Genomic DNA, 22,401 nt, shown 5'->3' on the forward strand with positions numbered 1-22,401 from the left:
AGTCAAAAGTCAAAAGTGTTATAGAATAAGCCCTAAAGGGCTTTCCAATGGTCTGATTATTTCCGCCGTGCTGTACTAGATATTTTTGGGAATTTTGGGAGTTAACTTTTGATCTTTTTGGTTCATTTGTACTAATGGAAAATCAGGATTTTTCAGATCAATATACTCTATTTGATCGGAATTGAGTTTTGCTGTTAAATGGCGCATTTGGGCAAGTACCTTTATTTGTTCAGGCAACTCGGGGCCTGGAACACCGAGATGGACATTTCCTAATTCTGTTTTCAAAATTAAATTTGCTGGATTTTGGCAATCAATTTCTATAACTTTTACGGGACTTTGGCTGAGGGCTTGATGAAGTTGAGTCCAGTAGAGACAGTATTGTTTGGGCAATCCAATTACTCTGAGATTGGGTAATTTCTTAGTGGGATTCAGTGATGTGTATTTTTCTAAAGGCATCCAGGCCCCGCTTGCATCTAGTAAGCCAATTGTGACTTTTTTGTTGCCAGTGCCCTGATTTTGACCACTTGCTGTTTGAGTCACTGCGACAGGGACTCGTTCTTGGATTTCAATGTTTAATCCAGGAGGAAAAAGGCGGCGTCTTACGATCGCTTGGGCAATAGTTGGTTGTTTCTTCAAAGAGTTGGCGATCGCTGTCGGTTCAATCCGCCATAAAGATTGCGGGTAAGATAGCACCAACAGTGATTGAGTTGTTTTATCCGACAGTAATTGATTACCCGATTTCATTACTACTTGTTTAGGATTTTTTAGCACCCACACTGGTTGGATTGCGACCCACAGCAATCCACTCGCCAAACCGATAATGGCAAAAGTTCGCCAAATAGCCTGAATAATTCTCATCTGCCGCTGCCGACGTAATTTCTTACGACGTTGGGCTAGAAGCGTGCGGGAAACTGATATGATGCCAGCCATTTAAACCCCTTTCTGATTGCAGTCCAAATTCCTTGATGCCCTCATATCATTATTAATTTCAGTAAACACTGTTAGCATCTGTTAGCCTCTCTCCTCAAGACTTTTTTTATTTTTAGTAACACTTTACAGTAACTACACAAAAATCGTGGCGCTAGCCATTATTCCAATTGAAGTTTCCGGTGTCCATTTTTAACTGAGTGTAGTCTTTTCGACAAGCGATCATCAAAGATTTCTTGCCTAAAGGTTACAAAGTCTTAATTTAGATATTTATGATTTTGTTTTCTTGACAAATAGAATATGAAGTGATAAATAAATATTCCTCAATCTCTGTGTACCTTGCTATAATTAATACCAGTTCTACATCATCAGCTATACGAACTGAGAGCCATGATAATTTCGTAGTTTTTTTTACTGATTTACTAAGTTCTAAAAGTTTGTACTAGGTCAAGTAAAAGCTACAGATTGTCAAAACCTCAATAGCAGGTGTAAAAAGGACAGATATGCTTAAGGTTATTAGGGTCAACTAAATCTCTAGCGTACTACTGACAGTGATCTGTAATAAGTGCTGTCTTTTGCAAGAACTACCAACTTGCGAATTAATCGTATGCTTACATCCCGGCTAGAGATTTTTTGTATAAAAAATACGAATTAACTGCATCTACCTACACATCTACATACACCTCTATATACATGAAAACGACATTAAATCTGTCACGTTTTTATAAAGCGTGTAACCCAAGTTACACGCTTTATATAAGTAACGTGCTAGATCGCCAGTATTACATAGATTTTGCTGATGTCCGTGGTTGCAAGATTGTGGAAGAATTGCAACGGACTATCATTCGGATTTCTCCTGATGAGCCAACCTGCCAGTTATTTACGGGTCACATTGGCTGCGGTAAGTCAACAGAATTGCAGCGTCTGAAGACAGAACTAGAATTGGCGGGATTTCATGTGGTTTATTTTGAGTCCAGTCAAGACTTAGATATGGCAGATATTGATGTCAGCGATATTTTGCTGAGTGTAGCCCGTCAAGTCAGTGCCAGTTTAGAAGCGATTAGCATCAAACTCAAACCTGGTTACTTTACCAATTTGTTTAAAGAAGTAGGCGATTTTTTGCAAAGCCCCATAGAGCTTTCTGGACAAGCAGAGTTGTCCTTGGGTATTGCCAAAATTACTGCCAAAACTAAAGATAGCACCCAGATGCGGAATCAACTGAGACAATATTTGGAGCCACGTACCAATAGTATTTTGCAAGCGATTAACGAAGAAATTTTAGAAAAAGCTGTTGAACAGCTAAAGCTGCGGGGTCAGAAAGGGCTGGTAGTGATTGTAGATAATTTGGATCGAGTCGATATGCGTCCCCTAGCATCGGGGCGATCGCAACCGGAATATCTCTTCATCGACCGAGGCGAACAGTTACGTCGGCTCAAATGCCACCTAGTTTACACCATTCCCCTAACGTTAATTTTCTCCAATGAGTACGAGACACTGAAAAATCGCCTGGGGGGAGGGATTGCGCCAAAAGTACTGCCGATGGTATTAGTGCGCCAAAGAGATGGCAGTGATTACGAACCAGGTATGTCACTAGTCCGCCAGTTAGTCTTAGCAAGAGCTTTTCCAGAAGTTCCTTTGAATGGAAGGCTTTCATTAATTACAGAATTATTCGATCACTCCCAAACCTTGGATCGTCTATGTCGCGTTAGCGGTGGCCACATTCGTAATTTATTGGGTTTACTTTATAGTTGCCTGCAACGACAAGATCCACCTTTTTCTAGGGACTGCTTAGAAGCCGTAATTAAGGACTACCGCGACGATCTGCTATTAGCTATTGATGAATCCCAGTGGGAATTATTGTTTGAAGTAGTGCAGCAGCAGAGAGTTAAAGGTGAGTCTGACTACCAGAGTTTACTACGAAGTATGTATCTGTTTGAATATCGTGATCCTCTAGGGCGGTGGTTCGGCATCAGTCCAGCCTTAGCAGAAACAGAAAAAGTCTTTGCTTGGCAACAAAATAAGTAACAGTGTTGGGTAAGCCATTAGTCATTAGTCCTGTGTCCTCTGCCATTGGATTAATGACCAATGCCCCATCCCCCATGTCCAATACTTCTCTACAAGACGCTACGCGTAGCTTGCTTCGACCTAGGAGTACGCTCAGTACAAGTGCCCAATGCCCTATAAACAATGAATAATCATAAGCAACTAGACTTTTACACCAAAGAAAATCAACATACTCTGCAAAGACTGATTAGAGCGATCGCACTCTCCGAAGGCCAATTTGCCCTAATTTTAGTTCGGTGTAACTATAGGCAATTACGTGAGCAAACTCTAGAAAATATTCGCTCCATCAGCAAAGACATTAATATCAGAGAAATTGTTCTCAATCCATCAATTACTTCTTTACACAGCACAATAGTCTCAGAACTATCTCTCGATAATCCTGCCGTCCTTACAGACACTTTGCCATCTGCTGTTATGGTTTTTGGTATTGAGTCAATTATCGACCTTGAGAACTTACTTACAGGCATCAACCAAGCGCGAGATATCTATGCCGCGACTTTTCCATTTCCAGTGGTGTTGTGGCTACAAGATGAAGTCGCATCATTGCTTTCAAGATTAGCGCCTGATTTCAAAAGCTGGGCTGCAACCACTATTAAATTTGAAATGGCAAAATCAGATTTAATTGCTTTGATCCACCAAGAGGCAGAATCTCTATTTGCTAAAGTTTTAGAAGCAGGTGCTGAAACATTTTTATCTAATGCTTCCTTAGATTTAGATCCTAAGTCACAACATCGCCACGAAATAGAATCAGCCCGTAATGATTTGCTGCGCCTGCATGGCGTTCAATTAACACCAGGATTAGAAGCTAGTTTAGAATTTGTGTTAGGACGAGATAAATATGCCAACGATCAAATTAATGGTGCTTTAGTTAATTATCAAAGAAGCCTAGCGTTGTGGCAGCAGGAAACAAACAGAGTAGCAGGGTGGGAGAGTCCTCACCCTAGCCTTCCCTCATCTTTACTCAAGCAAGCAATAGTACTATTCCATTTGGGGCTGTGTTATCACCGAATGGCAGATTTATACCACAATACTAATAGTAGCTATTGCCAACATGCTCTGTTGTGGTTTAAACAATGCCTAAAAATATTGGAAGAAGTACAAAGAGAAGACTTAGTTGCTAAATTTATTTTGCCTGCTTGTGAAATGTTGCAACGTCTACAAGCCTGGGATGAATTAAAAGAATTAGCTCAAAAGTCATTAAATCTACATAAAAATTATGGAACTCCCGCACAAGTTGCTCAAAATTATGGCTTTTTAGCAAATGTGGCAGCTTCTGAGTCGAATTGGGTACTAGCTCATGAATTAGCGAATACAGCACTTTCTATCTCCGAAGAAGTAATACAAATTTCTCTGCGAGATGCTTTGCAAAGACGACGACAAGAAAGTTGGTATCTCCTCTTGCTAGCACGTACACAGCGGCATCTGGGAGAGTGGGAGGAGGCCATCAATAACTTGGAATGGGCGAGGGTAGTTTGTGAGCCACAACATCAACCATCACTTTACTTAGAGATTTTAGAGGAACTGCGATCGCTTTACTTTTTTGAACGTCATGATTATACAGAAGCCTTTAAGCTGAAGCAAGAAAAAATTAAAATAGAACATCAGTATGGCTTCCGTGCTTTCATCGGTGCAGGCCAATTGCAGCCGCAACGTTCTAGGATTAACCCTGCATTAGAACTTCAAAAAATACCATTTATTCCTGAGGGAGTTGCCCAAGAAATATCTGCTTCTGGACGGCAGCAAGATGTCAATCGCTTAATTGAAAGGATTACCCGCGCTGACTACAAACTTACAGTAATTTATGGGCCATCAGGTGTGGGCAAAAGTTCAATTCTCAAAGCTGGTTTAGTCCCAGCACTTATGGGAAAAGCTATCGGTGAACGCATTCCTATACCTGTTGTTTTGTCTGTTTACACTGATTGGATTACAGTCTTAAGCAGTATTGTAAACCAAGCGCTGACACACACAGGAATATCGGTTAATTTAAATTCTACACCTACGATGCTACTCGAAAAAATTCGATTGGCGGCTGAGTCAAATTATACAATAATTATTATTTTAGATCAGTTTTAAGAATTCTTCTTTGTTAGTAATGCTCCCGCGCAAAGAATAGAATTTTATAAGTTTTTTAGTGAATGTTTAAATATTTCATTTGTCAAGATTATTCTTTCATTAAGAGAAGATTATTTACATTATTTGTTAGAATTTGAACGTTTAAGCCAGAAAAATAGTACTGGAGTCTATGATATAGGAATAATTAATAAAAATATTCTTGATAAAGACATTCGCTACTATTTAGGAAAATTCTCTAGCCAGGATGCTAAAGCCATAATTCACAGTCTTACTCAACGTTCACATTATGAACTAAGTGATGAACTAACTAACCAATTAGTCCAGGATTTAACAGGAGAACTAGACGAAGTACATCCAATTGAATTACAAATAGTCGGCGCTCAACTGCAAATAGAAAATATTACCACACTCGCACAGTATAAGCTTTGCGGCGGCTCGGCAAAATTGGTGGAACGCTGGCTTGAAGAAGTTATCAAAGACTGCGGCCAGGAAAACGAAGAGTTAAGTTGGAAATTATTAGACTTGTTGGGTAATAAGCTCAAAAATCCTTGAAATCTGCTTGTGGCAAGCTTTTTATTGATTTCTGACCAAAATTATTGAAACCCAGACTCCCTAAGCCTTTCAGCGATTTTAGTCACTATTTCCCGACAACTCTATTATTTGAGTTAACTGATGAAAAGGGGACGCGACCATTAAAAACTAAAGCTGATTTAGCGGCTGCATTAGTTAATAATCATGAGCTAGATAAAATATCAGGCTTTGACATAGTTGAGGAACTGATTTTAGAAATATTGGTGGGTTCGGGGTTGGTGTTGCGAGTCAGAGAAGAGTTAGGCGATCGCTACCAACTAGTTCACGATTATTTAGTTGAACCAGTTCGCCAAAAGAATAATTATGGTATGCTCGCCAAATTAGAAAAAATTAAACTTGAAAAAACTAAAGCTGAAGTTGCCCAACAACTTAGCCAAAAGCAACTCAATTTGGTATTGCAACGGCGGTTGCGGGAAGCACGGGTAGCAGGCGCAGTGCTGGCAATCATGGGAGGAACAATAGGAGCATTATGGTGGCAAGCCGACTTGCAAAAAAGAGCAGCAGTCCGCCAAACCCTACGAGCTGAACGCAGCGAAACCAACCTAAAGATTAGTGCGATTACTGCTGCTAGCGAAGCTTTATTTGCCTCTAATAAAGAGTTTGATGCATTATTAGAAGGTTTGCGGGCTTGGAGAGGGCTTAAACAGGCAGAGATTGTGCAACCAGATACCCGAATGCGGGTAGTAACAGCCTTGGAACAGGCAGTTTATAGGGTAACAGAGGTTAACCGCCTGGAAGGGCACACTGATATTGCCTGGGGAGTCACTTTCAGCCCAGATGGTCAAACCCTAGCCTCCGGTAGCCTTGATCGAACGGTGAAAATTTGGCGTCCTGACGGTACCTTACTCCAAACCCTCAAAGGTCACACTGATGCTATCACTTGTCTAAGTTTCAGCCCGGACGGTAAATTTTTGGCGTCAACAGGTCGAGACAAGACAGTAAAACTTTGGCGGCGAGAGAGTAAAAGTACTAAAGACGGTTTTGACTTTCGTCCTTACAAAACTTTACGGGAGCATAACGGTACAGTCTGGAGTTTAAGCTTTAGTTCTGATAGTAAAAGGTTAGCTTCCGCAGGTGAAGACAATACCATAAACCTCTGGAGTATCAGTGGTACTTTACTCAAAACCTTCAAAGGACACAGCGATGATGTTCTCAGCATCGCTTTTAGTCCAAATAACAAATTGCTGGCCTCAGCAAGTTCCTACAAAAGCGTGAAACTATGGAGTTTAGATGCCCCAACACCCTCTATTCTTCAAGGGCATCGTAAGCGAGTTTTGAGCGTTGCTTGGAGTCCGGACGGTCAGATGCTAGCTTCTGGTAGCCGCGATCGCACTGTCAAACTTTGGCGAAAATACACCAATAATGGCGAAGTCAAAACCCGACTTTACAAAACTTTAATAGGGCACACAAGCCAAGTTCCTAGTGTCAGTTTTGACCCCAAAGGTGAAATGCTAGCCTCAGGAAGTTATGACAAAACTGTAAAACTTTGGCGGTTTGACGGTACTTTAATCATGACTCTCTACGGACATACTGATAGTGTAATGAGCGTAAGTTTCAGCCCTGATGGTCAGTTTTTGGCATCAACTAGCAAAGATAAAACAGTGAAACTCTGGAACCGTGAAGGGAAGTTGCTCAAAACCTTAGTGGGGCATCAGGGTTGGGTAAATAGCGTAAATTTCAGCCCTGATAACCAGGTTCTAGCCTCTGCCAGTGATGACCAAACTGTAAAACTATGGAGTCGAGATGGGACTTTGCTCAAGACCTTTTCGCCCCATGATAGTTGGGTGTTAGGTGTCAGCTTTAGCCCTACTGACGAGTTACTGGCTTCTGCTAGCTGGGATAACACCGTAAAACTGTGGCGACGGGATGGTACGTTATTAAAAACCTTATTAAAGGGGTATAGCGATAGCGTTAATGCCGTGACTTTCAGTCCCAATGGTGAATTGCTAGCCGCCGCCAGTTGGGATAGTACAGTGAAACTCTGGAGCCGTGAAGGCAAATTAATTAAAAGTCTCAGTGGGCATCGCAGTGCAGTATTAAGTATCAGTTTTAGCCCAGATGGTCAAACATTAGCATCAGCTAGTGATGACAACACGATAATTCTGTGGAATTTAAATCTTGATGATCTGCTTGTTCGTGGTTGCAACTGGGTGGGCGATTACCTCAAGCACAACCGCAATCTTGAAAAGCGCGATCGCCTTCTTTGTGATAGCATAAGCACTAAAAATCCTCTTTAATTATGAATTACGAATTACCTTGAAGCCTCAATAGACAACCGCTCTTGGTTTAGCGGTTGATGAGGCGATCAGAGTTGTTAATTCAAAGCTAGAAAATTATTTTGAGTTGATCAGCCGCATGAGCGATCGCTCTCCAAAACTTCATAATTATTTTCTGCGGGAGCCTCTTGTGGCAAATTCGCTAAAAAGGCTTGTAGTCTCATGCGCTCAATATAAGGCCAGCCCCCCTCAGACTCAATATCTTTCAATAATGAGTAGAGTTGCCGGCGGTTAACAGGCAAACTCTCTTGAAAAACCCCATCCCGGATCTCTCGGTGTAAATGCTCCAACTGCCTAAGCATTGCCAAAAGAGCCACACTATCGCCTTGACAACCTTGAACTGCATCATACACCACAGTTGCGATCGCTTGCAGTTTACAGGACAACTCCCCTGATTCAAGATTTTTATTATCGTTCATGCCATCCTTTCCGTATAAATGAGGCCAACTCAAATTTACCGGAGATTTTTAATTTTCCCTAGTTTGTCAGTAGTTACTCTAGATAAAGAATAAGGGAAATGAAGCTTCAGTAGCCTTCTAGATAGGTTTTTTCTGGAATTCCCATGTCCCCTATCCCCTGACTCGCGTAAGTAAGGGATGAATATAACTAGATTTGTATCTTTATCAAACGCAATTGCGATCGCTCGTAAAAGAGCGTAGTAACCTTTACCATAGCCTCCACAGCAGCTAGGTGTGATCAGAAGGAGACTTTTTTGATTAAGAGTACTTTGATTTTGAGTTAAAAAAAATCGTATGATCTGGCTGATTTCCCTATCAAACAATGGGCTGTGTGTAGTAGCGTCACATACATGATACAAAAAGACTTGGGCGACGCTGCTTTTGTCTATGGCAAAAGCAAAGTGCGAAGCAGACACCCCTCTTCGCACTCTTTGAGACAAGTACTTATGCCGCTCTGTGTGGGGCTTACTCATCCACCCGCCCAACTCTAACAAATGCCACCAACAGTAAAACTGCTGGTTTTTTGCTCCCCTAATAATACACATCCAAAATGGATGCAGTGTGCTTAGTCTGGGGCTTCTTACACCCCAAGCTCAAGAGAGCGACACGTTTAACTACGTTTAGCAGAGAAAATTTTGAGTGGCGACTTCCAACCTATACGCTTGGACACTTGTTTCAACTCCTGCAATCAGAGCAACGCAGTGTTCGATAAAGGATGGCTTCTCGTCAGAGATCAAAGCTTCGATGCAGTTTTACAACTTAGATATTAATTTTTGAGATTGAGGTTGACCATGAGGTATCGCGCTTTAATTGTTGCATTCTTGGCTTTGTGCCTGGGGCTAATAACTGCTTGTAGTGATGCTCCTGCTACTAGTAGTAGAGATGTACTCACCTACGATCAAATTCGCGGCACTGGCTTGGCTAACAAATGCCCCCAACTAGCAGAAACAAGCCGTGGCTCCATTCCCATTGATTCTAGCCAGTCTTATGCCATCAAAGAACTTTGCTTAGAACCAACTAGCTTCTTTATCAAAGAAGAACCTGCTAATAAACGCCAAGAAGCAGAATTTGTTGCTGGCAAATTGTTGACCAGATACACTTCCACTATTGACCAGGTACAAGGCAACCTAAAAATCAACCCAGATAATAGCTTGACCTTTGTGGAAACTGATGGTCTTGACTTCCAAGCCATCACTGTGCAACTTCCTGGTGGTGAACGAGTACCTTTCCTCTTCACTATCAAAGACTTGGTTGCTCAAACCCAACCCAGTTTGACCAGTATTAACACCTCCACGGACTTTGAAGGCACCTTCAAAGTTCCTTCCTATCGTGGTGCTGCCTTCCTAGATCCTAAAGGTCGTGGTGTCGTTAGTGGCTACGATAATGCCGTGGCTCTTCCTGCTCAAGCGGATGATGAACAACTTACCCGCACTAACGTCAAGCGTGCTGAAAATCTTAATGGTAAGATTTCTTTGCAAATCGCTAAAGTCGATAACTCTAGTGGTGAGATTGCTGGTACTTTCGAGAGCGAACAGCCATCTGATACAGATTTAGGTGCTGGCGAACCTAAAGAAGTCAAGATTCGCGGTCTATTTTTTGCACGAATTGAACCGACTCGTGGCTAAACTCTCTGGAGTTACGTAACTGACTGGCATTCAGAACTACAATTCTGTAATCATCAGTTTTCATAACAAAAGCTAACTTCTCTGCCCCCATTTTCAGGGCTGTTTCATTCCTATAAAAGCATTACAGACACGAAAAGAGACAAGGGTTCAGGGAAATACAACAAGAAAATTCTTGCTTCCCTTATTACCAGCTTTTCAAAAGGTTTTGCAAGAATGAAACAGCCCTGCCTTTTTTTGGGAGGTAGATAGGCTTTTTACTAAAAAACTACGAACTAAAAAAAAGGGCATCTTGCCCTTTTTTTATTTGCTTGCGTAAATTTGCCTACTATTTATAAAAATTACTAGTAATTTTTAATTATTAGATGAAGTTAGGTTGAATAAACACGTAATTCTACTGTAAATCAAACTTTTGCTTATCCAATAAAATTACGACTACTGTTGTTTTGTTTATATAAATTAGCTTCACCATGAATTAATTAAAGTTAAGTACAATCTCGGTTTGATATTTAGTAACTAATTTTATATTTTATTTCTATGTAGTTGTAAAAACAGCTACAGAACATACCAAAGAGCAATAACAAACTAAATACCGATTTTGCCCCTTTAAACTTTGCGCGATTGTCAAGTAATTCTATGGAATTTTTTCTAGAAAAACGTTGTTATTTACCATAGAACTTGCTAGGGCATATAGCACAATATTGTCCTTGATATTGTGCGATCGCCTACGCCATCGCAGCTGAGTTTAAAAGTGAGGAATCGATTGTTAATTTAATCCATAAACACGGTGCTATGCCTACCACAGTCACCAATGAACTAAAACATGAAATTTGGCAGTTGTTGCGAGAATATCAGCAATCTCGGTCAGAAAGGGTTCGCAATAAGCTGGTTAAACTCAATTTTGGACTTGTGAGAAAAGAAGCTCACTACTGGACGAATCAATGTCATGAAACCTACGATGATTTGCTCCAAGTTGGATGTTTGGGTTTAATTAGGGCGATTGAAAAATTTGAAATTTCCAAGGGACATGCCTTTAGTTCCTATGCTCTTCCCTATATTCGGGGTGAAATTCAACACTATCTCCGAGATAAAGGTGTCACCGTGCGAATTCCTCGGAAGTGGTTAGCACTGCAACAGCAAGCAATAGGAGTGTCACGTTCTTGGCGTGAAAAGCATAATCGCCAACCAACAGACTCAGAATTAGCAACAGCACTGGAAATCTCTCCAAATGAATGGCAAGAAATTAAATTAGCATGGGTAAATCGCGCTCCCTTGAGCCTCGATGTGCCAATTCAAGATGGAGAAGAAGGCTCTACCTGTTTGGGAGAATTGGTTCCGGATCTTCACTATCGCAGCTTTCAATTGGCACAAGAAGACCAACTTCGCTTGCAACAAGCATTAGTTCAGCTCGAACAACGCACCCGTGATGTGTTGGAATGTGTGTTTTTGCAGGATTTGACACAAAAACAAGTTGCAGAACATCTGGGAATCAGTGTAGTAACGGTTTCCCGTAGAGTTAAGAAAGGGCTGGATTCGATGAAACAGCTTATGGGTGTAGCAGAAGATTAATTGCAAATAAACACCAAGCCGCAGTTATGCCCAGGAGGCAGTGCTAAAAATAACCCTTAAAATTTAAAAATTTAGGTTATAAAGGGAACATACTTTGCCTTTGATCCAAATTTTAGGCATATTGATTTCCACTTTCCAGTTTTCCAATGGCTTTTGAGAACCGCTCATGGGCAGAAATTCAAAAATTACAATAGCAGCTATTTTAACTTTGGCGATCGCTGGATGTGCTTCTGAAGACACACCACAAGCCATCAATCCTACGCCGATTCCCAAAATAGTAGCAAAGTCGCCAACAGCGGCTCAATCATTTACAAATCCAGTGATACCTGGCAAACAGGTTTCACAAGTTACTCCTGCATCTACTAACTTGATTCAATCCACTAATGCTACAGAGCGAGCACGGTACCTTCAGGTATCAAAAGAGCGAAGTGACCCGTTTACACAACTTTTCGGGCAGACGGTTCCTGGAATGCCTAAAACATCGGGAAGACCTGTTCCCGTATTACCTAAGCTACCTACTCCATCGGTAGCAGTCCGAAAACTTCCAACGCCCAGCATAGCCTTAAATCAGAAGAAAAATAACATTGCTTCTGTACCAAAAAAAGTCAATCCTACTTTGACTTCAGTCTTGCCTAAAGTTTTGCCTCAAGTTGTCCCCAACCCTGCTTTAATATCTGTATTGCCACCACCAGCACAACCTGAGTTAGCAAGGGCAGTTCTTGTAACTGGTGTAGTTCTAATTAGTAAGGAACCACAGGCAATTATCAAAGTACCGGATGAGCCGACAAGTCGCTATGTAGAGGCGGGACAGCGATTAGCAAATGGCGTACTGGTTAAACGTATTGAAATGAATCAGGGCTACAACCCCATTGTGATTCTGGAACAATATGGTATTGAAGTTGCCAAAATGGTAGGGGAAGGGGCTGTCAATTCAACGCCGTCAGCTGCATCTGCTAGCGGCAATCCTATTTCAGTGACAACGCCCCCCTCAAATCCTTTGAATGTTGGAGCTTCATAAAGATGGGGACTAAGGAAAAAATTGAATTCGCTGGTTTGCCTTTAACTGTCTATAGAGAGATAGCAGCTCATTTACATCAAGTCGAAGGGGTAGAAGTGGAGTTAATTCCCCAGTCATCCCAACAGTTTGATTACAATCAAAGTCAAATTGGTGGCTTGTGTATCTCGTGGACAGCAAACTCTGGTTTAGAAAGTCGGCAACGGGTTAACCAAATTTTGGCTTACTATCAAAATCGCTATATGAATCATATTTGATTTGTGAAAATTGAAACCTTAGATTCCCGATTTTTCAAAAAAGTCGGGAATTTTGTTGTTCACGAATGACTAAGTACAGCTATGGTGCTTGACGGCTCTAGTTGCGGATATTCTTGAATTTATCACATCTGTTATAGTCTAGACAGTTTAATTAAGGAAGCCCAACTCGATGGCAGCCTTGGAAGATATAGAAATTGCAGCGTTAATTCGGGAAGCTCGGCAGCTATTGCAACTGTCTCAAGTTGAGTTTGCCAGCAAAGTTGGTGTGTCGTTTCAGAGTGTTAATCGATGGGAGAATGGACGAAACAGACCAATTCCCCTAGCACTCAAGCAGGTTGAAAGATTGTTACATGATATGGGAGAACCAGGTGAAAACCTGTTAACCAAATACTTTAGCAGTCAGGACTAGCAGCGATGGCATCTGAAGAAGAAGGTATAGCTGTTAATAGTGTTTTTATTGAAGGTGGCGAAATTGGCAGCTTGATGCGATCGCTCGATTGGTCGCAGACTTCCTTGGGTTATGTGGCTGATTGGCCCCAGAGTTTACGAAGTGCCATTAGCATCTTGCTGGCTTCTAAAGCTCAGATTTGCCTCTTCTGGGGAAACGAATTAATCACGATTTATAACGATGCCTATCGCCCTGCCCTTGCCTCAAAGCATCCCTGGGCGCTTGGTCACCCTGCTCATGAAGTGTGGAGCGAAGTCTGGAATGTTATAGAACCTTTGCTCAAGGGAGTTGTGACAACAGGAGTTGCATTCTGGGCGCAAGATTATTTATTTTTCCTGAATCGATACGGTTACATTGAGGAAACTTACTTCGATGTCTCCTACGATCCCGTGCGAGATGAGAGCGGGAAAGTTGGCGGAGTCTTTTGCATTGTTAGTGAAACAACAGGACGAGTGCTGGGCGATCGCCGCTTACAAACCCTGAGCTTACTAAGTAGCGAAACAGCTAAAGCAAAGACCGTGGAAGCGGCTTGCCTGTCTGCAATTCAAGCCTTAGCAACCAATTCTCATGACATCCCGTTTGCCATGCTATATCAGGTAGAGGCAGACGGTAACAGTGCAAAGCTGGTTGGAACTACTCCAATCGAGCAAACAGGAGCAACTCCATCGAGAGTGAACTTAACTCAACAAAGCGATGCATGGAAACTCGGACAAGTTTATGAGAAGCGGGAAGCAACGATAGTCGATGATTTGACAACTCGGTTTGGGACTTTGCCCACAGGAGCTTGGGACAAGCCTCCGTGTGCTGCTTGGGTTGTACCGCTGATCCCAGGTGGACAACAACAAATCCTTGGATTGCTGGTATTGGGCATCAATCCCCACCGGGCTTTTGAAGAAGAGTACCAAAAGTTCTTCGATTTGCTGGTAGGCAACATGACGACTGCGATCACTAATGCCCGTGCTTATGAAGAAGAACGCAAGCGACTGGAGGCATTAGCTGAACTGGATCGTGCCAAAACGACCTTCTTCAACAACATCAGCCACGAATTTCGCACTCCCCTAACGCTGATGCTGTCACCACTCAAAGAGACGTTAACCGAATTAAACGGAATTCTTCCAGCCAAAGCCCAAGCACAATTGGAGATGGTGCAGCGCAATGGCACACGGTTGCTGAAGCTAGTCAATACACTGTTAGATTTCTCGCGCATTGAAGCCGGACGCACGACAGCTAGCTATGAGCCAATCGATTTAGCCACGTATACCGCAGAATTGGCAAGTATTTTCCAGTCTGCCGCTGCCTCGGCGGGGCTGCAATTAATTCTGGATTGTCCTCCTCTAGCAGAACCCGTTTACGTAGACCGCGAAATGTGGGAGAAGATTGTGTTAAATCTGCTCTCCAATGCATTGAAGTTTACCTTTGTTGGAGAAATTGCAGTTTCTTTGCGCCCGGTTGGCATGATGGTGTCATTGGTAGTGCGTGATACAGGTACTGGGATTCCGGCAGATGAGGTTCCCCGGTTATTTGAGCGGTTTTATCGAGTTAAAGGTGTCAAAGGTCGCACATTTGAGGGTACGGGCATTGGGCTGTCGCTAGTGCAAGAATTAGTCCAGATGCATGGTGGGACAATCACCGTTGACAGCACCTTCGGTCAAGGCAGTACATTTACTGTTCAATTGCCAACTGGAACGGCTCACTTACCCCTAGATTGCCTCAATACTAGCCAAAGCAGTGTTTCTACTGGTTCTGGAGCAACGTCTTATGTTGAGGAAGCTTTAGGGTGGCTCCCGAAAGAAACTCTTGAAGAGGAAGAATTCTCCCCTATTTCTTCTGCCCGGATTCTGCTGGTGGATGACAACACCGATATGCGGAATTATTTGCGACGCATTCTTAGCGAGTACTACAAAGTGGACGTTGCAATTGAAGGTGAAACCGCTCTAGCTGCCGCATACAACGACCCACCTGATTTGATCCTCAGCGATATCATGATGCCAGGAATGGATGGCATTGAGTTGCTGCGGAAGTTAAGGGCTGATTTAAGAACGCGCGAAATTCCCATTCTGCTACTGTCTGCCCGGGCTGGAGAAGAATCGGCAGTCGAAGGATTGGAATCTGGGGCAGATGATTATTTAGTGAAACCATTCAGCCGACGGGAATTACTGGCACGAGTTGCCGCCAATCTAGAGTTAGGACGAGTGCGCCTTGCTGCGAGTCAGCAACGTTTTCGTTTTCTGGCTGAATCCATTCCCCAAATGGTGTGGACGGCTGATGCAATTGGTCGGGTAGATTATTACAGCCCCCGCTGCCTTGACTACACTGGGTTGACGCTAGAGCAAATCCAGGGGTTCGGTTGGCAGAACCTCATCCACTCAAAAGAACGAGAACATACTATCTCAGTGTGGACTCAAGCCGTTCAAATGGGCACGAACTACGAGGTTGAACATCGCTTGAGACAGGCTGATGGAACCTATCGTTGGCATCTCACCCGTGCTTTACCGATGCTGAATAAAAACAGTCAAATTATTCGCTGGTATGGCACTTGCACAGATATCAGTGAGCGAAAACTTGCAGAATCAGCCTTACGCCGATCTGAGGAACGTTATCGAACGCTGTTTGAGTCTATTGACGAAGGATTCTGCGTGATCGAAATGTTCTTTGATGAAAACGACACACCGAATGATTATCGCTTTTTAGAAATCAATCCGTCCTTTGAGAAACAAACGGGACTCAAAGACGCACAAGGTAAAAGGATACGCGATTTAGCTCCGGATCTGGAAAAGCATTGGTTTGAAATTTACGGCAAAGTCGCCATGACGGGCGAACCCGTTCGTTTTGAGAATCGCGCTGTTGCCCTACAACGTTGGTTCGACGTTTATGCATTCCGCATTGGGCAGCCGCAGCGACAAGTCGCCATCCTTTTCAAGGATATCAGCGAACGCAAACTTGGCGAAGCAGCCCTGCGAGAAAGTGAAGAGTTAAAGCAACAAATTTTGGACAGCAGTCATGATTGTATCAAAGTTTTAACGTTAGATGGGCGGATACTCTACTTGAATCAAGGCGGGCTGCATCTTCTGGAAATTGATGATCCTGCGTCCTTTGTTAACGCCGAGTGGATTAGTCTGTGGCAAGGCGAAGATCAAGAAAATGCAAAAGCGGCGATCGCTACCGCCAAAACAGGTAATGTCGGTCAATTCCAGGGCTATTGCCCGACTACAAAGGGCAAGCCGAAGTGGTGGGATGTGATTGTTACTTGCGTCCGAAATGCGTCAGGAATGATTGCACAACTCTTAGTCGTCTCACGCGATATAACAAAGCAAAAGCAAGTGGAAGTTGAACGCGAACAACTTTTTTTGCGTGAGCAAGCTGCGCGTGAACAAGCTCAGACAGCGAATCGAATTAAAGATGAGTTTTTGGCAGTGCTATCACATGAATTGCGATCGCCCCTCAATCCTATTTTGGGTTGGTCTAAATTGCTTCGCAACGGGACATTAGATGCCGCAAAAACGGCTATTGCTTTGGAAACAATCGAGCGCAATGCCAAACTCCAGGCACAATTAATTGAAGATTTGTTAGATGTCTCTCGCATTTTGTCTGGCAAACTCAATTTGGCAATAGCTCCTGTTAACTTGGTATCGACGATTGAAGCGGCGATTGAAACCGTGCGTTTAGCAGCAGAAGCAAAGTCAATTGAAATTCAGAGAGTATTTGACCCAAATATTGTGCAGGTTTTGGGAGATTCTGCTCGTTTACAGCAAGTGATTTGGAATTTGCTTACTAACGCTGTCAAATTTAGTTCTGCTGGTGGACGGGTTGAAATTCGCTTAGAGTGCAAAGACTTGCAGGCTCAAATTACTGTTAGCGACACGGGTAAAGGTATTAATCCTGACTTTTTACCCTACGTGTTTGAATCCTTTCGTCAGGCGGATGCGACAACAACTAGGAAGTTTGGCGGGCTAGGGTTAGGGCTGGCTATCGTCCGTCATCTAGTTGAACTGCATGGAGGTACTGTTCAAGTAGACAGTCCTGGAGAAGGACAGGGAGCCATCTTTAATGTTAGGTTTCCCTTGATGAAAGCCCAAGTTTCTAGCCAGAAAGTACAAGAGGACTCCTCATTTTTGAATTTTAATACTTCACCTCTGACAGGGATACGGTTACTAATCGTTGATGATGATTTAGATATCCGTGATTTTTTGGGTTTTGTCCTTGAGCAGGCGGGAGCAGAGGTTAGGATTGCGACATCGGGAATAGAAGCACTGCAAGCGGTAGAGCAATCACCACCAGATATTTTGTTAAGTGACATTGGAATGCCAGAGATGGATGGCTATATGCTGATTCGACAAATTCGAGCCATGCCACCCGAACAAGGCGGGCGAATTTTGGCTTTAGCCCTCTCGGCTTATGCTGGAGAAGCTAATCGCCAACAAGCTCTAGCCGCTGGATTTCAGCAGCACGTTGCAAAGCCAATAGACCCAGACGCATTAATTGCAGTCATTTTAGATATTATCGGCAAGGGAAATTGAAAAAGAGGCAAGGGGGCAGTCTGTAGACGCTTCTGCGGCTTCCCACAGGGCGGGTCGGCTTGCGACCATCAAAACTTTGGTGATTTTAAATTTTTAATTGGAGCAAAGTGACTATGACTGCTGCTGTCTTTCTAGAAAATGTCTACAAGTTTTACAATAATGTACCTGTAGTCAATGATCTGTCATTCCAAATTGAAGCGGGGGAGATATTTGCTCTACTTGGCCCGAATGGTGCGGGTAAATCAACCACGATTCGGATGTTGACTACACTAACGAAACCATCCCAAGGACGGATAGAAGTAGGTGGATATGATGTGATGAGCCAATCAATGCTGGCAAAACAGAGTATTGGCGTAGTCTTGCAGCAAACTAGTGTGGATAATGATTTAACCGTTTGGGAAAATATGGAACTGCATGGGAGGCTACATCACATTAGCAATCCACAGCGACAAAAACTAATTAATCAATGGCTAGAGTATGTTGAGTTGGCAGAAAAACGTAATGATTTGGTAAAAACCCTGTCTGGGGGTATGAAACGACGATTGCAGATTGCGAGAGCTTTATTGCATCAACCGCAAATTCTGTTTTTGGATGAACCAACGGTAGGACTAGACCCCCAAACCAGGCGACGCCTCTGGGAAATTATTCGGGATTTGAATAAACAAGGGATGACGATGCTACTGACGACTCATTATATGGATGAGGTCGAATTTTTGTGCGATGCTTTTGGTTCTACCAAGCCAGGACGCATCGGTATTATGGATGGCGGTAGACTGATTTCTTTGGGAACTTTACAACAGCTCCGTTCTGCTCACGGTGAAGGTTTGGTGATGAAGCAATTGGGTGTGTCTGAAGTGGGGAATGATAGCGCCCGTAGTTGGGAATATTTGTTTTTCCCATCCTTGGAAGCAGCAAATGTCTACTTGAATGAACAGCCCGATAAAACCGGAATGATGGTGCGTCCCTCTAACCTGGAAGATATTTTTGTGGAATTAACGGGACGCCAGTTAGATTAACCTCATCCTCCTAACTGTCGCAGCATTGCTTCTACTCTGTTCACCCCTTGTAAGTCATTGCGCTGCTTGTACAAGTTGCGGGCTTTCTGAAGCAAGCTGTTTGCTTGTTTTGTTTGTCGTCGCTGTTTATACATTGAACCCATCAACTCATAAGTCTGGGCGTTGTTCTTGTCTAAGCTAATTGCTTGGTCGTATGCCCAGGTAGCAGCAGTATAGTCTCCCATACGAGATTGCGTCACCGCCAATCCTAAATAGGCGTTAACGTTGTTACGGTTTAGCTGTATGGCACGACGGTAGCCTTCCTTAGCCCCACGGGTGTCGCCCAAATTCGCTTTGATGTAACCTACGGCGTAGTAAAAATCACTATTGTTAGGGTTGATGGCGATCGCTCGACGATAAGCTGTTAATGCCGCCTTGTAATTTCCCTGTTGAGCGTATAAATAGCCAATACCTGAATGAATTTTAGCATTTTTGGCATCTAGCCTAGCTGCGTTCTGATAAACTGCGATCGCACCACCATAATCACCCGTATCAACTAATCTCCGTCCTTCTTCTAGTAGTTGCTTTAACTGTGGGTTTTTGGCTTGCGCCACTAATACCTGAGCCTGAGCTACTGAAGGTATAGTGAAGGCAAAACATCCTAAAAACACCACACTCAGCACAAATGATGTTGACTTGTACACAGTAAATTTCCTGAAATTTTAAAGGGCTTTTTTCTTGTACATTAAAACAAAAATATAGACTTTTGAAAACTGTATTTTTTCGTATTGATTGAGATGTTGATAATTCATGGACTCTTTTCTTTACAATCAGCGCTAAATTTCAGAGTTTTTACTGAATGATCAAGTTACCCTATATATAAATCAGTAATCCAGCAAAATGACACTTTTGGTATCAGTAGTTATACGTGTCATTTATAAAAATGTAACAGGCGTCTAACTTAATTCTAGAGAGGCGATGCGCCAATTTCAAAAGGTTTAAGGTTCATTATTGTTTGTTACTTTATTTAAAATTTTGCTGAATTTGTATCTAATCTTTAGTCTTTTGTACTACGTTTTAGTAAGCTACAATCCAGGCATTTACATCCTTTTTTAGCCATTACACAGTAAGAAAAATTTAACAAGCAAAATTTCCTTTCAAATCCTAATTCTTAGTCGGGTAATCCTACCAATGAGTGCGAATTTGCGGTAGTGCTGTACGCTAGTTGGAAGTGATCATAATCTAAAATTATATGAGAGGATGTTTTTCAAACCTGTATCAACACAAACTGTTTTTGAATGTATATTATGATAATAAATACCAACCTGTATGCCATCTTGGAGGCTAATTTATGATTATAACTACCACTGATGTAATTCAAGGAGCTGTTATTGATTCATATTTAGGAATTGTGACAGCAGAAGTAGTCTATGGCAGCAATTTCTTACGGGATTTTTTGGCTGGTATTCGAGATATTATCGGTGGACGCACTGGTAGCTATGAGCGTCTATTTGAGCAGGGTCAACGCAAGGCATTAGAAGAATTAGAACAACGAGCACAACGTTTAGGAGCAAATGCTGTGATTGGAATTGAAATTGATACTGGCACAATCAATATTGACCAGTCAGGAGTTCTTTTATTGATTACTGCTACAGGCACTGCTGTAAAGATGCGTTAATGTTTTATTAGCTATTTAATGACTTTGTCAGGATTTTTTAATCATGGTTCCAAATTTTTGTATTGAGTTTAGTTTTTCTGACAAATTGAAGTCAGATTATCATAGAAGTTAAAACACAGTTATTAACTTCAAAATTATATATATAAAGTTTATAAAGTTTTGCAAACATTATGAGTTCATCAACAAATACTAAATTATATTAAAATTTGTTCAATCCATTTCTTTAATTATTATTACTAAAGATAGATTGAATAACTATTTCTCCTGATAGATGTAAAAGTATATGATTTAGCTATTTAATATTGAGCATAAACATGAATATACCTTAGATAAAGTTTGCTGAAACAGCACTGGAGAACATAAACTATGTCATACGTAAATCGGACAGGGAATGACGTTATTTCTACTGAACCTGCGGTAGCAGGCCGAGTAGCTGAGTATCATGATCTTGTTCGCTGGGGCCCAATTATTTCTGGTTTATTGGTTGCTTTAGCTACTCAATTAATTTTAAGCGCTATAATTGGTGCTTTTGCGGCAGGCACAATTGAAGGTTCAGGTGCACCCAGAACAAATGCCCCTAACGCTGCTGGTAATGCTGGACTTTGGTCAACTATTGCCTTACTAATTTCTCTATTTACTGGTGGTTGGGTTACAGCCCGTGCTTGTGGGCCGATGAACCGCAATACCGCTCTACTTAACGGCGCAATTCTTTGGGCAACGACTTTGGCTGTTAGCTCATGGCTGTTAGCAAGTGGAGTATCTGGTGCTTTTGGTGTTGCTGCTTCTAACGCTGGGGAAGTCATAAACCAAGTACAACAGCAAGGTGGTGTTAATGTACCACAAGCAAACGTAACTGCCCAACAAACTCGTGAAGCGGCGGCTAATTTACGTTCAGGATTGTGGTGGTTTGTGTTTGGTTCTTTGTTGGGTTTAATAGCCTCAATGATTGGAGCTGTAACTGGCGCTCGTAGTCCTAGAGCTAACAATTACAATTCTTAAAAAATTTTTGGACAAACCAAATGTAATCAATTTGTAAAGCACTTTTCAAAAGGTGCTTTCTGTTTTTTAATTAATACTGCCTGTCTTCCTCTATGCAAAGCTATGTTCTTAATACTGTTGTAGCGACTTTCTAAATATCCTCTTAGCTAGCTGTATTCAAACAACTATACATAATCCACAGTTAAATATATTTTTAATGGTTGAGTATAACATAATAAAAATATGAAAGAAATAGTTACTTTTTTATTTGGCTTGGGTTTTGTATTCAATGCTAGTTTATTTGTCCCCCAAGCTATCAAAATCATCAAAACTAAAAGCGCTAGAAATATTTCTTTAATAACTTTTGTTGGTTTTAATATTATTCAACTTAACGGTGTTCTTTATGGTTATTACTATAAAGACCTAATCTTGATGTATGGTAATTTAATTAGTTTTATTGGCTGTGGAACAGTAACATTATTGGCAATATATTACAGAAAAGGATAATTTATTAACTAATTAAATCCAAAATACTCCTATAAAATTACTATTTATTTTATTTTTAAAATAATAGGGTAAGCTTTACTTACCCTACATTTATTGTATTGAAAAAATTTTCTATTATATCTTTAAATCACCACTTTAGATATGCGGCTTCAATGCCCTGTTCACGTCGGATTTTGCCATCTTTTTCAAACCAGGCAATTATTTGCTGCGCTGTCAAATCTTCTATAGAAACGCTATACTCTTGGGCAATATGCTTCAAAACCTTCAATGATGAAATAGTCAATCTTGTCAAAAACTTTTCTGGGGAAGACAACAATGCCGCATCTACTTTTGCTGACTCTTCCAGAGTTAAAAATTGTGCTGATGGTTGCTGGGGTAGTACATCCATAAATGCTATCTCAAACTTACTTGCTATTCAGCTATTAT

Annotated in this window: 15 protein-coding genes and 2 pseudogenes; 13 read left to right on the forward strand and 4 right to left on the reverse strand. The window is 41.8% G+C overall.

Features of this window, described 5'->3' with window-relative positions; all coding sequences use genetic code 11:
* Positions 1–75: 75 nt before the first annotated feature.
* Positions 76–930 carry an FtsQ-type POTRA domain-containing protein gene (locus tag H6G26_RS00540; protein WP_190727401.1) on the reverse strand — a complete coding sequence of 285 codons (855 nt, stop codon included), beginning with the start codon at positions 928–930 and terminating at the stop codon, positions 76–78.
* 690 nt (positions 931–1,620) lie between these two features.
* Between H6G26_RS00540 and H6G26_RS00545 the strand changes: the two genes are divergently transcribed.
* The 3 genes and pseudogenes from H6G26_RS00545 to H6G26_RS00555 form a co-directional block, all read left to right on the forward strand.
* Positions 1,621–2,952, forward strand: a complete 1,332-nt coding sequence (locus H6G26_RS00545) for a P-loop NTPase fold protein (protein ID WP_190727540.1) — start codon at positions 1,621–1,623, stop codon at positions 2,950–2,952.
* Positions 2,953–3,114: 162 nt separating this feature from the next.
* Positions 3,115–5,583 (forward strand): annotated as a pseudogene (locus tag H6G26_RS00550) (hypothetical protein); the annotation flags it as partial.
* A gap of 134 nt (positions 5,584–5,717) precedes the next feature.
* Positions 5,718–7,892: pseudogene (locus tag H6G26_RS00555) on the forward strand (WD40 repeat domain-containing protein); the annotation flags it as partial.
* A 110-nt stretch (positions 7,893–8,002) separates the two neighbouring features.
* Here H6G26_RS00555 and H6G26_RS00560 read toward each other — a convergent pair.
* Positions 8,003–8,350: a hypothetical protein gene (locus tag H6G26_RS00560; RefSeq protein ID WP_190727402.1), complete on the reverse strand. Its 348-nt coding sequence runs from the start codon at positions 8,348–8,350 to the stop codon at positions 8,003–8,005.
* Between the two features lie 830 nt (positions 8,351–9,180).
* On the opposite strand from H6G26_RS00560, the gene H6G26_RS00565 reads away from it, so the two are divergent.
* The 7 genes from H6G26_RS00565 to H6G26_RS00595 all read left to right on the forward strand — a co-directional run bounded on the left by H6G26_RS00565 (position 9,181) and on the right by H6G26_RS00595 (position 18,833).
* The gene (locus H6G26_RS00565; RefSeq protein WP_190727403.1) at positions 9,181–10,014 is read left to right on the forward strand and encodes a photosystem II manganese-stabilizing polypeptide; all 834 of its coding nucleotides are present in this window, start codon (positions 9,181–9,183) and stop codon (positions 10,012–10,014) included.
* A 789-nt stretch (positions 10,015–10,803) separates the two neighbouring features.
* Positions 10,804–11,580 (forward strand): RNA polymerase sigma factor SigF, encoded by a 777-nt coding sequence (locus H6G26_RS00570; RefSeq protein ID WP_190727404.1) that lies wholly within the window; start codon positions 10,804–10,806, stop codon positions 11,578–11,580.
* A 166-nt stretch (positions 11,581–11,746) separates the two neighbouring features.
* The gene (locus tag H6G26_RS00575; RefSeq protein ID WP_190727405.1) at positions 11,747–12,598 is read left to right on the forward strand and encodes a hypothetical protein; all 852 of its coding nucleotides are present in this window, start codon (positions 11,747–11,749) and stop codon (positions 12,596–12,598) included.
* A gap of 2 nt (positions 12,599–12,600) precedes the next feature.
* Positions 12,601–12,852, forward strand: coding sequence for a hypothetical protein (locus tag H6G26_RS00580; RefSeq protein WP_190727406.1), 252 nt, complete (start codon positions 12,601–12,603; stop codon positions 12,850–12,852).
* Positions 12,853–13,021: 169 nt separating this feature from the next.
* A complete protein-coding gene (locus H6G26_RS00585) occupies positions 13,022–13,261 on the forward strand; it encodes a helix-turn-helix transcriptional regulator (protein WP_190727407.1) in 240 nt (79 codons plus the stop codon).
* A gap of 5 nt (positions 13,262–13,266) precedes the next feature.
* Positions 13,267–17,817: an ATP-binding protein gene (locus H6G26_RS00590; protein ID WP_190727408.1), complete on the forward strand. Its 4,551-nt coding sequence runs from the start codon at positions 13,267–13,269 to the stop codon at positions 17,815–17,817.
* 113 nt (positions 17,818–17,930) lie between these two features.
* Positions 17,931–18,833 carry an ABC transporter ATP-binding protein gene (locus tag H6G26_RS00595; RefSeq protein WP_190727409.1) on the forward strand — a complete coding sequence of 301 codons (903 nt, stop codon included), beginning with the start codon at positions 17,931–17,933 and terminating at the stop codon, positions 18,831–18,833.
* 2 nt (positions 18,834–18,835) lie between these two features.
* Here H6G26_RS00595 and H6G26_RS00600 read toward each other — a convergent pair whose 3' ends face one another.
* On the reverse strand, positions 18,836–19,516 hold the full coding sequence (locus tag H6G26_RS00600) for a tetratricopeptide repeat protein (protein WP_190727410.1): 681 nt from the start codon (positions 19,514–19,516) through the stop codon (positions 18,836–18,838).
* Positions 19,517–20,163: 647 nt separating this feature from the next.
* Here H6G26_RS00600 and H6G26_RS00605 point away from each other — a divergent pair.
* The 3 genes from H6G26_RS00605 (at position 20,164) to H6G26_RS00615 (ending at position 21,975) form a co-directional block, all read left to right on the forward strand.
* Positions 20,164–20,490, forward strand: coding sequence for a YbjQ family protein (locus tag H6G26_RS00605; protein WP_190727411.1), 327 nt, complete (start codon positions 20,164–20,166; stop codon positions 20,488–20,490).
* A 366-nt stretch (positions 20,491–20,856) separates the two neighbouring features.
* Positions 20,857–21,489 (forward strand): hypothetical protein, encoded by a 633-nt coding sequence (locus H6G26_RS00610; protein ID WP_190727412.1) that lies wholly within the window; start codon positions 20,857–20,859, stop codon positions 21,487–21,489.
* Positions 21,490–21,711: 222 nt separating this feature from the next.
* Positions 21,712–21,975 carry a PQ-loop domain-containing transporter gene (locus H6G26_RS00615; RefSeq protein WP_190727413.1) on the forward strand — a complete coding sequence of 88 codons (264 nt, stop codon included), beginning with the start codon at positions 21,712–21,714 and terminating at the stop codon, positions 21,973–21,975.
* A gap of 127 nt (positions 21,976–22,102) precedes the next feature.
* On the opposite strand, the gene H6G26_RS00620 is transcribed toward H6G26_RS00615, so the two are convergent.
* Positions 22,103–22,363 (reverse strand): hypothetical protein, encoded by a 261-nt coding sequence (locus H6G26_RS00620; protein WP_190727414.1) that lies wholly within the window; start codon positions 22,361–22,363, stop codon positions 22,103–22,105.
* Positions 22,364–22,401 lie beyond the last annotated feature (38 nt).

The organism is Nostoc sp. FACHB-888 (genome assembly GCF_014696655.1).
Lineage (GTDB): Bacteria > Cyanobacteriota > Cyanobacteriia > Cyanobacteriales > Nostocaceae > Nostoc.